The sequence below is a fragment of the Sphingopyxis panaciterrulae genome (assembly GCF_014199295.1).
GTDB classification, from domain to species: domain Bacteria; phylum Pseudomonadota; class Alphaproteobacteria; order Sphingomonadales; family Sphingomonadaceae; genus Sphingopyxis; species Sphingopyxis panaciterrulae.
The window spans coordinates 51,808-66,149 of the sequence record NZ_JACIJH010000001.1 but is presented as its reverse complement, the minus strand read 5'-3'; the positions used below and the strand labels follow the sequence as shown (position 1 = coordinate 66,149).

General features: G+C 69.2%; 11 protein-coding genes. 4 read left to right on the top strand and 7 right to left on the bottom strand.

The features are described from left to right. Positions 1–26 precede the first annotated feature (26 nt). The 4 genes from mutS (at position 27) to FHR21_RS00300 (ending at position 7,161) form a co-directional block, all read left to right on the top strand. Positions 27–2,687 carry a DNA mismatch repair protein MutS gene (gene mutS / locus FHR21_RS00315; protein ID WP_246426982.1) on the top strand — a complete coding sequence of 887 codons (2,661 nt, stop codon included), beginning with the start codon at positions 27–29 and terminating at the stop codon, positions 2,685–2,687. Beyond that, on the top strand, positions 2,684–5,440 hold the full coding sequence (locus FHR21_RS00310; RefSeq protein WP_184094172.1) for a [protein-PII] uridylyltransferase: 2,757 nt from the start codon (positions 2,684–2,686) through the stop codon (positions 5,438–5,440). Before mutS ends, FHR21_RS00310 begins: the two co-directional genes overlap by 4 nt. Positions 5,441–5,581: 141 nt before the next feature. After that, the gene (locus FHR21_RS00305; RefSeq protein WP_184094169.1) at positions 5,582–5,827 is read left to right on the top strand and encodes a hypothetical protein; all 246 of its coding nucleotides are present in this window, start codon (positions 5,582–5,584) and stop codon (positions 5,825–5,827) included. Between the two features lie 17 nt (positions 5,828–5,844). Next, on the top strand, positions 5,845–7,161 hold the full coding sequence (locus FHR21_RS00300) for a L,D-transpeptidase scaffold domain-containing protein (RefSeq protein ID WP_184094167.1): 1,317 nt from the start codon (positions 5,845–5,847) through the stop codon (positions 7,159–7,161). Between the two features lie 358 nt (positions 7,162–7,519). On the opposite strand, the gene pheT is transcribed toward FHR21_RS00300, so the two are convergent. From pheT to hisN, 7 genes are all read right to left on the bottom strand, one after another. Next, a complete protein-coding gene (gene pheT / locus FHR21_RS00295) occupies positions 7,520–9,904 on the bottom strand; it encodes a phenylalanine--tRNA ligase subunit beta (RefSeq protein ID WP_184094164.1) in 2,385 nt (794 codons plus the stop codon). Continuing rightward, positions 9,901–11,034, bottom strand: coding sequence for a phenylalanine--tRNA ligase subunit alpha (gene pheS / locus FHR21_RS00290; RefSeq protein ID WP_246426981.1), 1,134 nt, complete (start codon positions 11,032–11,034; stop codon positions 9,901–9,903). The genes pheT and pheS overlap by 4 nt, the downstream gene beginning before the upstream one ends. 129 nt (positions 11,035–11,163) lie before the next feature. Then, on the bottom strand, positions 11,164–12,072 hold the full coding sequence (locus FHR21_RS00285) for a helix-turn-helix domain-containing protein (RefSeq protein WP_184094161.1): 909 nt from the start codon (positions 12,070–12,072) through the stop codon (positions 11,164–11,166). Positions 12,073–12,413: 341 nt separating this feature from the next. Then, complete coding sequence (gene rplT / locus FHR21_RS00280) at positions 12,414–12,779, bottom strand: 50S ribosomal protein L20 (RefSeq protein WP_184094158.1); 366 nt, start codon at positions 12,777–12,779, stop codon at positions 12,414–12,416. A 14-nt stretch (positions 12,780–12,793) separates the two neighbouring features. Continuing rightward, positions 12,794–12,997 (bottom strand): 50S ribosomal protein L35, encoded by a 204-nt coding sequence (rpmI, locus tag FHR21_RS00275; RefSeq protein WP_089215951.1) that lies wholly within the window; start codon positions 12,995–12,997, stop codon positions 12,794–12,796. 118 nt (positions 12,998–13,115) lie between these two features. Further along, positions 13,116–13,466, bottom strand: coding sequence for a GFA family protein (locus FHR21_RS00270; protein WP_184094155.1), 351 nt, complete (start codon positions 13,464–13,466; stop codon positions 13,116–13,118). Positions 13,467–13,477: 11 nt separating this feature from the next. Beyond that, positions 13,478–14,275: a histidinol-phosphatase gene (hisN, locus tag FHR21_RS00265; RefSeq protein ID WP_184094152.1), complete on the bottom strand. Its 798-nt coding sequence runs from the start codon at positions 14,273–14,275 to the stop codon at positions 13,478–13,480. Positions 14,276–14,342 lie beyond the last annotated feature (67 nt).

Below are 14,342 nucleotides of genomic sequence, written 5' to 3'. Positions count from 1 at the left end.
CGCCTCCAATCACTAAGCAGGGGCGGATGCCCGCCACCGCTCCGAAACCCGCGAACAGCAACGCCGCGCCTGCCGCGACGCCGATGATGGCGCAATATTGGACGCTGAAGGAGCGCGCGGGCGATTGTCTGCTCTTCTATCGCATGGGCGACTTCTTCGAGCTGTTCTTCGACGATGCGAAGGCGGCTGCCGCGACGCTCGACATCGCGCTGACCGCGCGCGGCGAGCATGACGGACAGCCGGTGCCGATGTGCGGCGTGCCCGTCCATTCGGCCGAAGCCTATCTTGCGCGCCTCATCAAGGCGGGGCACCGCGTCGCGATCGCCGAACAGGTCGAGACCCCGGCGGAGGCGAAGGCGCGCGGCGGGTCGAAGGCGCTCGTCGCGCGCGACATCGTCCGCTTCGTCACGGCGGGGACGCTGACCGAGGAGGCTTTGCTCGAAGGGCGTAGCGCCAACCGCCTTGCGGCGCTCGCCGCGGTGGGCAGCGAGACCGAGGTCGCGATCGCCGCCGCCGACATCTCGACCGGGCGCTTCGAGGTCGTCGCGGTGCGGCCCGAGCAGGTCGATGCCGAGCTGGCGCGGCTCGCCCCCTCCGAATTGCTGGTCAGCGAGGCGGCGGACGATCTTCCCGCCTGGACCGCGCGGCAGGTGGTGCGGCGCCCGCAGGGCGATTTTTCGAGCGGCGCCGGGCAGAAGCGGCTCGAAACGCTATTCGGGGTCCGCACGCTCGACGGCTTCGGCGCCTTCACGCGCGGCGAGGTGGCGGCGATGGGCGCGATCGCCGCCTATCTCGACCATGTCGGCACCGGCGGCGCCGTGTTCCTCCAGCCGCCGCTGCGTGTCTCGGCCTCGGGGCGGATGGCGATCGACGCCGCAACGCGCGAAAGCCTCGAGCTCGTTCGCACCATGGCGGGGACGCGCGAGGGCAGTCTGCTCGCGACGATCGACCGCACCGTCACCGCGGCGGGCGCGCGGCTGCTCGCCGACGACCTTGCGAGTCCGCTCACCGACCGGGACGCGATCCTCGATCGTCTCGATCTTGTCGACGCACTCGCCCGCGACGCGCTGTGGCGCGGCGAACTGCGTGGCGAACTGCGGGCGCTCCCCGATGCGGGCCGCGCGCTTGGCCGCCTCGTTGCGGGACGCGGCGGCCCGCGCGATCTGGCGCAGCTTCGCGACGCGCTCGGCGGGGCGCGGCTGTTGCGCGAACGGCTCGCGCGCCGCGCCGACCTGCCGCCCCTGCTCGCACGGCTGCTCCCCGGCCTCGACGGCCATGGTGCGCTCGTCGATGAACTGACGCGCGCGCTGATCGAAACCCCGCCGGTCGACGCGGCGCAGGGCGGTTATATCGCCGAGGGTCATGACGCCGCGCTTGACGCGCTGCGCGAGACCGCGCGCGACGGGCGCAAGGCGATCGCGGCGCTCGAGGCGGACTATCGCGCACGCACCGGCATCGCCGCGCTCAAGATCCGCCACAATGGCGTGCTCGGCTATCATGTCGAGGTACCCGCGAAACATGCCGACGCGCTGATGGCGCCCGAATCGGGTTTCACCCATCGCCAGACGCTCGCCGGGGCGGTGCGTTTCAATTCGTCCGACCTGCACGAGGCGGCAAGCCGGGTGACGCAGGCGGGCGTCCACGCGCTCGCCGCCGAGGCGGCGCACCTCGAAACGCTCACCGATCAGGCGGTGGCGCGGCGCGAGGCGATCGCCGCGAGCTGCGACGTGCTCGCGCGGATCGACGTCGCCGCCGCGCTCGCCGACCATGCGATGAGCCACAATTGGTGCCGCCCCGATATCGCCGACGCGCCATGCCTCGACGTGGCCGGCGGTCGCCACCCGGTGGTCGAGGCGGCGCTGGCGAAGGGCGGCGAGCGCTTCGTGCCCAACGACGTCGCGCTATCGCCCGACGACCGGCTGTGGCTCGTGACGGGTCCGAACATGGGCGGCAAGTCGACCTTCCTGCGCCAGAACGCGCTGATCGTCGTGCTCGCGCAGGCGGGCGCCTTCGTCCCCGCCGCGTCGGCGAAGCTCGGGCTGGTCGACCGGCTGTTCAGCCGCGTCGGCGCGAGCGACAATCTCGCGCGGGGGCGCTCGACCTTCATGGTCGAGATGGTCGAGACTGCGGCGATCCTCGCGCAGGCGACGCCGAACAGCTTCGTGATCCTCGACGAGGTCGGGCGCGGCACCTCGACCTACGACGGGCTCGCGCTCGCCTGGTCGGTGGTCGAGGCGGTGCACGAGGTCAATCGCTGCCGCTGCCTGTTCGCGACCCATTATCACGAGCTCACCCGGCTCGCCGAAACGCTGGGCGCGCTGTCGCTCCACCATGTCCGCGCGCGCGAATGGCAGGGCGATCTGGTGCTGCTGCACGAGCTTGCCGAGGGGCCCGCCGACCGCAGCTACGGTCTCGCCGTCGCGCGGCTCGCCGGGGTGCCCGCCGCGGTCGTCCAGCGCGCCGAGGCGGTGCTCGCCAAGCTGGAGGCGGGGCGCGAGGCGACCGGCGGTCTCGCTGCGGGGCTCGACGACCTGCCGCTCTTCGCGGCGACTCTCGCCGCCGCGCCCGAAGCCGCGAAGGACGCGCTGCGCGAGGCGCTCGCCGGTATCGACCCCGACGCGCTGGCGCCGCGCGAGGCGCTGGGCGAACTCTATCGGCTCAAGCAGATATTGGTCGAAGAGCGATGAGCGACCTGTTCGACCATCTCGACCATCGCCGCGCGATCATCGACCGCCGCGCGCTGTCGGGACGGCTCGACGAGATCGCGGCCGAGACGAGCGACACGGGAAAGCGGCGGCGTGCAGTGGTGGCGCTGCTCAGGGAGGCGCTCGATGCGGGGCGCGCCGAGATCGAGCGCCGCCTGCTCGATCATCCCTCGGCTGGCCGGCTCGCGGCCAATGCGACCGCTTTCCTGATCGACCAGATCGTCCGCCTCTCCCACGACTTCACCACCCATCACCTCTATCCCGCGAGCAATCGCACGGCGGGCGAGCGGATCACGGTGATCGCGGTCGGCGGCTACGGCCGCGGCGAGATGGCGCCGCACAGCGACGTCGACATCGGCTTCGTCACCCCGTTCAAGCAGACGAGCTGGACCGAGCAGGTGATCGAGGCGCAGCTCTATACCTTGTGGGACCTCGGGCTGAAGGTCGGCCATTCGTCGCGCTCGGTCGACGAGATGATCCGCGCCGCAAAGGACGACCTGACCATCCGCACCGCGCTGGTCGAGGCGCGCTTCATCTGGGGCGACCGGGCCCTCTACGACCAGGCGGCGGCGCGCTTCGATGCCGAGGTCGTCGCGGGCAATGCGCGCGCCTTCGTGGCCGAAAAGCTCGCCGAGCGCGACGAGCGGCATAAACGGATGGGCGATTCGCGCTATGTCGTCGAACCCAATGTGAAGGAAGGGAAGGGCGGCCTTCGCGACCTCCATACCCTGTTCTGGATCGGCAAGTTCATCCACCGCGTCCGCACCGTCCCCGAACTGGTCGACGCGGGGCTGCTCACGACGCGCGAACTCAGGCAGTTCGCGCGCGCCGAAAATTTCCTGCTCGCGGTGCGCTGCCACCTCCACACCCTCGCCGGGCGCGCCGAGGACCGGCTGACCTTCGATTTCCAGCGCGAGATCGCACAGCGCATGCAGTTCGCCGAGCGGCCGGGGAAGAGCGCGGTCGAACGCTTCATGCAGCTCTATTTCCTGCATGCGAAGAGCGTCGGCGATCTGACCGGCACCTTCCTCGCGCATCTCGACGAGCAGATGGCGAAGCGTGGGCGGCGCTTCCTGCCGACGCTGCGCCGCCGGCCCGGCAAGCTCAACGGCTTCGTGCTCGACCGCGGCCGGCTCGCGCTCCCCGTCGACGATTTTTTTCAGCGGGACCCGGTGCGCCTGCTCGAAATCTTTGCGCTCGCCGACCGGTACGGGCTGGAGATCCATCCGCAGGCGATGCGCCAGGCGCGCCACGATGCCAAGCTGATCGACGGCAGGATCCGCCGCATCGCGCGCGCCAACGACTTGTTCCTCGACGTGCTGACCAGCCCGCGCGATCCCGAAACGGTGCTGCGCTGGATGAACGAGGCCGGGGTCTTCGGCCGCTTCGTGCCCGATTTCGGCCGCGTCGTCGCGCAGATGCAATTCGACATGTATCACCATTATACCGTCGACGAACATACGATCCGCGCGATCGGCCTGCTCTCCGACATCGAACAGAGCCGGCTGACGGACGATCATCCGCTGTCGACCGCAATCATGCGGAACCTCCATTCGCGCCGCACCATCTATGTCGCGGTGCTGCTCCACGACATCGCCAAGGGGCGCGGCGGCGATCACAGCGTCCTCGGCGCCGAACTGGCGCTGCGCGTCTGCCCGCGGTTGGGGCTCAGCGAGGCGGAAACCGAGACGGTGTCGTGGCTGGTGCGCCATCACCTGCTGATGTCGGCGACCGCCTTCAAGCGCGACCTTGCCGATTTCAAGACGATCCTCGATTTCGCGCAGATCGTGCAGAGCGCCGAGCGGTTGCGGCTGCTGCTCGTTCTCACCGTCGTCGATATCCGCGCGGTCGGTCCCGGCGTGTGGAACGGCTGGAAACGGCAATTGCTGACCGAACTGTTCGACGCCGCCGAAGAGGTGCTGCGCCTCGGCCACAAGCAGAAGGGGCGCGAGGCGCGGATCGCGAGCAAGAAGGAAGCGGTCGCCGCGCAGTTCGGCTTCGGCGACGCGGTGTTCCAGGCGCTCGCGAAGCGCCTGCCCGAAAGCTACTGGATCGCCGAGCCGGTCGAGGTGATCGCGGCGAACCTGCTCCACATCCGGCAGGCGGGCGACGCGCCGCTGCACATCGCCGCGGTGCCCGACGACGATCGTGGCGCGACGCTGGTGATGGTCCTCGCCGCCGACCATCCGGGGCTCTTCTATCGCATTGCGGGCGGCATCCACCTTGCCGGCGGCAATATCATCGACGCGCGCATCCACACGACGCGCGACGGGCTGGCGCTCGACAATTTCCTCGTCCAGGACCCGCTCGGCCGGCCCTTCGCGGAAGCCGGGCAGATCCAGCGCCTGACCCGCGCGATCGAGGATGCGCTCGCCAATCGCCAGAAACTGCTGCCGAAACTCGAGGCCCGCGCCCTGCCCCGCGCGCGCGCCGAGGCGTTTCGGGTGGCGCCCAGCGTGTTCGTCGACAACAATGCCTCGAACCGCTTCACGGTGGTCGAGGTCAATGCGCAGGACCGCCCCGCGCTGCTGAACCAGCTCGCCTATGCGCTGTTCCAGTCGAAGGTCACGGTGCATAGTGCGCATGTCGCCACCTATGGAGAGCGCGCGGTCGACACCTTCTACGTCACCGACCTGATCGGCGACAAGATCGACGGCGCGGTGCGGGTCAGGGGGCTGGAAAAGCGCCTTCTCGAAGCCGCGGCGAGCCGCAGCGAGGACGCGGTCGCGGCATAGGACGTCGCCGTCGTTCCACCGGTCATCGCTGAAAAGCCACCGTTCGCCGCTATCGACCGCGGCCCTCGGAAACATGCGGCGCGCCCTGCGGGTTTGGCCCACGCCCGCTTTCGTCCGGGCGGTTTTCCAAGGGAGTGAGTGATGCGTTTCCAACCCCTCATGCTGGCGGGCGCCACCGCGCTGCTGCTCGCCGCCTGCTCGAACAAGGAAGAGGTCGCCGCCGCGCCTCCACCCCCGCCCGGCGCCGTGCCCGGCAGCGTCGCTGCCGACCGCGACGGCGACGGCATCATCGACGGCTATTACACCGCCGACGGCATCTATCATCCCAATGCGCCGATGACGCCTCCGCCCCCGCCGCCGCCGACCCAGGTCGGAGAGAGAGGCTGATTCCTCGCAAGGGGGGAATGCGGCGCCGCTGCCTTCCCCTTGCGTTCCTGATTCTCGCGGGCGCGCCGGTTTTCGGCGCGCCCGCGCTGGCCGCCGACGCACGAGCGGCGCAATATGCGGCGATTCCCATCGACGACGCGGTCGCGCTGATCCTGCGCGACGAGGCGAGGGGCGACATCAAGCGCTTCTACGCCGAACGCGGCTATCGACCGCTGTGGGTGCGTTCGGGCCGGATCGTCGCGGCGGCGCAGAGCCTGCTTGGCTATATCGAGTCGGCGCGGCTCGACGGCCTCAAACCCGCTTCCTACGATCCCGGCGACCTGCGCGCGGCGCTCGCCGCGGCGAAGGGCGGCGATGCCGGGGCGCTGGCGCGTGCCGAGCTGGCGCTGTCCAAGGGCTTCGCACGCTATGTCCGCGACCAGCGCCGCCCGCGCGACGTCGGCATGATCTGGGCCGACAAGGCGTTGAAGGCGAAGCGGCCCGACACCCAGGCCGTGCTGCGCGCCGCCGCCTTTCCCAAGGATTTCGACGCCTATATGGCGAACATGGGCTGGATGAGCGAACATTATGTCCGCCTCCGCCGCCTGATGGGCGATGCGCGCGCTCGCGGCGCGTCGGAACAGGCGCTCGACCGGATCGCGCTCAACCTCGACCGGGCGCGCATCCTGCCCGGACCCTGGACCCACCATATCGTCGTCGATGCCTCGTCGGGCCGGCTGTACTATTATGGCGGCGGCAAGCGCGAAGGATCGATGCGCGTCGTCGTCGGCGCGGCCGAAACCCAGACGCCGATGCTCGCCGGCACGATCCAGTGGGCGATCCTGAACCCCTATTGGAATGTCCCCGACTATCTGGCCCAGCGCAGCATCGCGCCCAAGGTGCTGGCGGGTCGCAGCCTCAAGTCGCTGCACATGGAGGCGCTGTCCGACTGGGGACCGAACCCACGCAAGCTGTCATCCTCTGAAATCGACTGGCAGGCGGTCGCCGCGGGACGGCAGCTACTCCGCCTGCGCGAACTGCCCGGCAGCCATAATTCGATGGGCAAGGTCAAATTCCTGTTTCCGAACCGGGAAGGCATCTACCTCCACGACACCCCCGACCGCGCGCTGTTCCAGAAGGACGACCGCCATTTCAGCAACGGCTGCATCCGGCTGGAAAAGGCATCCGAACTCGGCCGCTGGCTGTTCCAGAAGCCGCTGCGGGCCAAGGGCAAGGCCCCCGAACAGGCGGTGCCGTTGCCTGTCGGCGTGCCCGTCTATCTGACCTATTTCACCGCCGTCGCGGTGGACGGCGGCGTGGCGTTCCGGAAGGATGTCTACGGGCGCGATGGGTAGGGGTTGTCGTATATCAGGGCACGAGCTAGCGCCGCCTGGAGAAGGGAAAAGCGCCTGCTACCCCCCTCAACTTTGGCAAAGCCAGCCCTTCGACAACCTCAGGCCTCGCAAGCCTTCGTATCTCTCCCCTGAAGGGGAGAGAGCGTCACCCGCTCCCTAGAGCAGCGAGCCATAAATCTGCATCACCCTTTCTTCCGTTCGTGCTGAGCTTGTCGAAGCACTGTCCTTCTTCTTGCGGCGCTGAAAGAAAGAACGGCCCCCTTCGACTGCCTTGCAGGCGCTCGGGACAGGCTTCGACAAGCTCAGAGCCTGCTCCCGCGGAGGCGGGGGCGAACGGGTCAGATCAAGGCTCGCCGCCCTAACCCCGCAGCACTGCCCCCAGCTTCGCCGCCGCAGCGATGACCTTGTCGGCGATCGCTTTCAGCTCGACGTCGGTGAAGCTTTGCGCATGCGGCTGCAATTCGACCTCGACCGCCAGGCTGAGCTGCCCGTCGGGGACGCCGGCCCCCGCGAAGCGGTCGAACAGGCGCGCATCGACGATGCTTGCCTTGTCGGCACCGCGAATCGCGCGAACGAGGTCGGCGGCCGCCAGGCCCTCGGGGGCGAGGAAGGCGAAGTCGCGGCGCACCGATTGCAGCGCCGGCGGTGCGAAAGCCGCGCGTGCCGGGCCGCTCGCGCGCTTCGCGGGAATCGCGTCGAGGAAGATCTGCACCGCCATCGCCGGACCGTCGACGTCGAAATGCCGCGTCAGAGCCGGGTGCAGCGCACCGAATTCGGCCAGCACCGCCTTGGGGCCGAGCCGCAGCGTCGCCGACTGGCCGGGATGCCAGATCGCGCCTTCGCTCACCGCCTCCATCACCTGCAACCGGTCGGCGGGCGCCCCTGCGGCGTCGAGCAGCGCCAGCGCCGCCGCCTTGGCGTCGAAGGCGTCGAATGGCGCCGCCTTGCCCGCCTGCCAGCCGCGCGCGCTTTTGTCGCCCGCCATCAGCAGCGCCAGCGTCGGACGCTCGGCGTCGGCCAGATAGCGGCGGCCGATCTCGAACAGGCGGATGCTGTCCGCGCCGCGGTGGACGTTGCGCGCCGCTGCCGACAACAGGCCGGGCAGCAGCGAGGGGCGCATGACTTTCAGCTCCTCGCTGATCGGGTTGGCCAGGCTCCACGCGCCGCCGCCGAAGGGCGCCGCCTCGCGCTCGGACACGAAGCTCCACGTCACCGCTTCGTGAAAGCCCGCCGCCGCGGCGGCGCGGCGCAGCCGGCGTTCGAGAAGCTGCTCGGCGGTCGCGGTCGGCTTCGCGACCCCGTCGGTGCGCGGCAGCGGGGTCGAGGGGATGGCGTCGAAGCCGTGGATACGCGCGACCTCCTCGACCACATCGGCCGGGCCGTCCATGTCGCGGCGCCAGCTCGGCACCGCGACGTGCCACGGCGTCCCGGTCTCGACCGCGAAGCCGAGCGCTTCGAGAATGGCCTGCTGGCGTTCGGCCGGAATCGCGATGCCGCCGAGCGTCTCGGCGAGCGCCGGGTCGTAGGCGATCGACCGCGTCTCGACCGGCGGGGTGCCGGCGCGCGCGACGGTGGAAGGCGTGCCGCCGCAGATCGCCAGGATATGACCGGTGACGATCGCAGTCGCCGCATCGAGGAAGGCCGGATCGACCCCACGTTCGAAGCGGCTGCGCGCGTCGCTGGCAAGGCCGAGTGCCTGCCCGGTCAGCGCGATCCGCTCGGGGGTGAACCAGGCGATCTCCAGCAGGATGTCGGTCGTCGTCTCGCTGCACCCGCTATGCTCGCCGCCCATGATGCCGGCGATGTCGTGGACGCCCGCGTCGTCGGCGATCACCGTCATCGCGTCGGTGAGCGTGTAATCCTTGCCGTTGAGCGCGGTGACCGTCTCGCCGTCGACCGCGCGCCGCGCGACGAGCGCGCCGGTCAGCGTGGCGCGGTCGTAGATATGGCTCGGGCGGCCGAGGTCGAACATCACATAATTGCTGATGTCGACGAGGGCGGAAATCGACCGCTGCCCGATCGCCTCCAGCCGGCGGCGCATCCACTCGGGCGCGCTGCCGTTGGTCACGCCCGAAATGGTGCGGCCATAGAAGGCGGGGCAGCCCTCGGGGTCGTGGGTGGCGATGTCGGTCGCGGGGGCGCCTTCGCCCTCGATCGCGGGCACGGCGAGCGGTTTCAGCGTGCCGAGCCCGGCGGCGGCCAGGTCGCGCGCGATGCCGCGCACGCCCATGCAGTCCTGCCGGTTCGGGGTGATCGAAATGTCGATCACCGGATCGCCGCGCCCGGCATAGTCGGCGAAGGCGGTGCCGACGGGCGCGTCGGCGGGCAGCTCGATGATGCCGTCATGCTCGTCGCCCAGTTCGAGCTCGCGCACCGAACACATCATGCCGTTCGATTCCACGCCGCGGATCGCGGAAACCTTGAGCTCCATCCCGTTCGCGGGCACCACCGCGCCGGGCAGGCCGAGCACGCCGACGAGGCCGGCGCGCGCATTGGGGGCGCCGCACACGACCTGCAGCGGCGCGCCGCCGTCGCCCGTATCGACGGTCAGCACCTGCAATTTGTCGGCCTGCGGATGCTTCTCGGCGGTCAGCACCTTTGCGACGCGAAAACCGGCCAGCCGCTCGGCCGGATTCTCGACATCTTCGACTTCGTGGCCGATGCGATTGAGCGTGGCGACGACATCGGCGACCGTGAAACCGCCATCCAGATGCTCTTTCAGCCAGTCGAGGGTGATCTTCATGCCGAAATCCCCCCGCTCAGCGTCGGCTGCGACAGCGCGCCGAACCCGTAATGGGCCAGCCAGCGCAGATCGCCGTCGAAAAAGGCGCGCAGGTCGTCCATGCCATATTTCAGCATCGCCAGCCGGTCGACCCCGACCCCGAAGGCGAAGCCCTGCCATTCGGCGGGGTCGAGCCCGCAGTTCGCGATGACGCGCGGGTGGACCATGCCGCTGCCGAGCAGTTCCATCCAGGCATGGCCCTCGTCGTCGCCATGGCCGCCGACGATGCGCCGCCCCTTTTCCTGGGCATAGCCGACATCGACCTCCGCCGACGGCTCGGTGAAGGGGAAATAGCTGGGGCGCAGCCGCAGCACGATGTCGTCGCGTTCGAAATAGGCCTTGAGGAAGGTCTCCAGCGTCCATTTGAGATGCCCCATATGGATGCCGCGGTCGATGACCAGCCCTTCGATCTGGTGGAACATCGGCGTGTGCGTCGCGTCGCTGTCGCTTCGGTAGACGCGCCCCGGCGCGATGATGCGGATCGGCGGCGCCTCGCTCATCATCGTGCGGATCTGCACCGGTGAGGTATGGGTGCGCAGCAGCATCGCCCGGCGCTCTGTCCGACCCTCTCCAGGAATGGAACGGGTGTCGGCGTCGTTCATCTGCGACGGGAAATAGAAGGTGTCGTGCATCGCCCGCGCCGGATGCGTCTCCGGAATGTTGAGCGCGGTGAAATTGTGCCAGTCGTCCTCGATCTCGGGTCCGGTCGCGACCGCGAAGCCCATGTCGGCGAAGATTTCGGCGAGTTCGTCCATGACCTGGCTGACCGGGTGGACGCTGCCCCTGGGCGCCGCATCGGCCGGCAGCGTCATGTCGAGCCGTTCGGCGGCGAGCTTCGCCTCCAGCGCCGCGGCTTCGAGCGCCGCCTTGCGCCCCGCGATCGCCCCGGTCACCGCTTCGCGCAGCGCGTGGATGCGCGGCCCCTCGACCTGCCGCTCTTCCGGGCTCATGCCGCCCAGCGTCTTGAGCAGCGCCGACACGCCGCCCGCCTTGCCGAGCGCGGCGACGCGCAGCGCCTCGAGCGCATCGAGATCGGCGGCGCTGTCTATATCGGCCAACAGCCGGGCCTGCATGGCCGGATAATCGCTCATCGTCGTTCGTCCTGCGGCGGCGGGTCGCCGGGCGCGCCGCCGCTGTCTGTGTTCCTTGCCTGTCAGGCTGCCGGCGGCGGAAAACCCGCGTCTGCCCCGCCGCCGCTTGCACCGAAGCGGCCCGACGGGTCAACCCTGTCCTTGGGGTTTGTGCAGACCCTGCACGGCTTCGCCGGCCGCGGCGGCGCGGGCGAGCGCGGCGGCGCCGAGGATCGGCTTCGGGCGCGCAGCATAGACGCCGGGCCTCATCCCCATGAAGCGTTGGAAGTCGCGGATGAACTGCGCCTGGTCGTAATAATGATGGTCGAGCGTCGCGGTCCACGCCATCGACGGATCGAGCATGAAGCGCGCGAGGCTGCGCAGGAAGCGCTGGCGGCGAAGCAGCAGCTTGGGCGGAAAGCCGAAGGCGCGTCGGCTGAGCCGCTCGACCGAGCGTTCGGACAGGCCGAGCTTGTCCGCGAGGTGGCCGACGCTGGCGAGCTCCTCATCGAGAAGGGCGGCATGCGCCTTGCCGATCATGGGATCGTCGCGCGGCGCGCTGGCCAGCAAGGCGACGAAATGATCGTCGATCGCGCGCGCGGCCGCCTCGGCATCCTCGATCGCGCGCAAGGCCTCTCCCAGCGGAGCGAGCGCGGCGAAGGCCGGATGCGCGGCGCCGTCGCAGAAGCGGTCGGCGAGCGCTTCCGCCGGAATCGGCACATAGCGGGCCCAGCCCGCCGGCAGGATGCCGATGCCCCAGGCCCGCATCGGGCCGGCGGCGAAATAGGTTGCGCGGCTGGTGGGGCCGGCGGCGATGAAAGCCGGCGCGGGCACGGGCGCCGCGTTACCGATCGCCGCCAGCGGCGCCTCGCCGGCGATGAAGCGCAGATTCGCCCATTCGGGATGCAGGACATCCTCGACCCGGGCGCCGGGCGGCGCGTCGATCTCGGTCAGATAGATGATGCTGGCGTAAGGGCGCAGCGCCGCGGACACCGGAAAGAAGCGCGTCGCCACGCGCGTCGCGGTGTCGGGCCCGCCGCTTCGATCCCCCACGGTCATCGCGCCGAGTCTGCAAGGCTTCGCGCAAAAAAACAACATGCTGGGATCGGCCGGTGTCGGCTTCTTACAATTTTTGTCATCGACATGACGCTATATGTCACCGTCTGTCGGTACCATCTTGTGCCACAGTGTGGGGACACTTCCGCCGGCCGTCAGCTTTCTGCGACCCACGGCTAACCGGTTCGGAGGGAGGGGACGGTGACTCCTTCGGATCACCGTCGAGACGGCGCGGGAGGCCTTGGCCGCCGGCGCCGTCTCTCTTTGCGGCCGGCCGGGCGGATACGAAAAAGGGCGGCGCTCCTTGCGGAGGCCGCCCCTTTGTCTGGTCGATGCCGGCGGCGTCAGGCGGCCTTGGGCAGCGCCTTCTTCGCCTGCTCGATGATCGAAGCGAACACGGCTCCCTCGTTCATCGCGAGGTCGGCCATCACCTTGCGGTCGAGTTCGATGCCGGCAAGCTTCACGCCGTGCATGAACTGCGAATAGGTCAGGCCCTCGGCGCGGACCGCGGCGTTGATGCGCTGGATCCACAGGGCGCGGAAATTCCGCTTCTTCACCTTGCGGTCGCGATAGGCGTATTGCCCGGCCTTCTCGACCGCCTGCTTGGCGATGCGAATGGTGTTCTTGCGGCGGCCGTAATAGCCCTTCGCCGCATCGAGGATGCGGTTGTGCTTGGCGCGCGTGGTCGTGCCGCGTTTGATACGGGACATGGGTCAGGCGCTCCTTACTTCAGGCCATAGGGCGCCCAGAGGCGCACATGGGCCGCGTCCGAATCGCTGAGCACGCTGGTGCCGCGGTTGGTGCGGATATATTTGGCGTTATGCGAAATCAGGCGGTGGCGCTTGCCGGCGACGCCGTGCTTCACCTTGCCCGAGGCGGTGAATTTGAAGCGTTTCTTCACACCGCTCTTGGTCTTGAGCTTGGGCATTTTCGTCTCCTTTGGAAGTCCGCTTTGGTATCGGCCTGGCAGCCCTTTCAGCCAGCCGACACAATCGGAAGGCGCGCGCCTAGCGGGATTCGCGCCGAAATGCAAGCGTGGCGGGAAATCAAAAGCTCGCGCCGTCGACCTTCTGGATCGTCAGCGCGTCGAGGTCGGCCGCGGGCACGCAGCGCAGGTTGACCGCCGCCATCTTCGATCCGTCGGGACCGGTGCCGACCGAAAAGCTCTGGCACCCGCATGTGTCGCAGAACTGATGGTCGATATTGTGCTTGTTGAACATGTACGACGTCAGCCGGTCGGCGCCGCCCGTCAGCCGGAATTGGTCGATCGGCACGAAGGTCAGTAGGAACCCCTTGCGCCGGCAGTGCGAGCAGTTGCAGCTCATCGCCGTGTCGGGAATGTCGCCTTCGACCGTATAGGTCACCGCGCCGCAATGGCAGCTTCCTTCATAGGCCATGATTCGCTCCTTCATCCATGGTGACAGGCCAGCCCGTCGATCACATCCTCGAGCCGCGCCGGATCGCCCAGGGCGATGACATGGCCCCCATTCTCCTTGGCGCTGTCGGCGTTCAGCGGCTCGCCGTTCCAGTCGCACATCGTCCCGCCCGCGCCCTCGACGATCGGCACGAGCGCGGCGAAATCATGGAGCTTCAGCCCCGCCTCGACCACCAGGTCGAGGTGCCCGCTCGCCAGCAGGCCGTAATTATAGCAGTCGCCGCCGAAGACCATGCGCTTGTGCGACGTCTGCGCCGCGAGCGCCATGAAATGCGTCCCGTCGTGATCGCTGAAATATTGCGGGCCCGTCGTTGCCAGCGTCGCGTCGGCGAGGCTGCGGCAGGTCCGCGTCGTCGCCGGTCGTCCGTTGAACAATGTCGGCTCGCCCGCCGCGCCCACCCAGCGCTCGCCGCTGATCGGCTGGTCGATGATGCCGAGCAGCGGCCAGCCGTCCTGCAGCAGCGCGATCAGCGTGCCGAAGATCGGGCGGCCGGCCATGAAGCTGACCGTGCCGTCGATCGGGTCGAGCACCCACTGCCGCGATGCGTCGGGGCGCTCGGTGCCATATTCCTCGCCGATGATGCCGTCGCGCGGCGCCTCGGCATCGAGCAGGCGGCGCATCGCCGCCTCGGCGGCGCGGTCGGCCTCGGTCACCGGCGAGGCGTCGGCCTTGGCCTCGTGCGAAAAGGCGGCGCGGAAAAAGGGACGGATGGCGGCGCCCGCCGCCTCGGCGAGGCGATTGGCAAGGGCGAGATCGGATTCGAGCGACATGGCGGCAGGGCTAGCGCAGCGCGGCGGCCCCCGCCAGCCTCGACCGCCGATTCGCGAAGCTGGAATG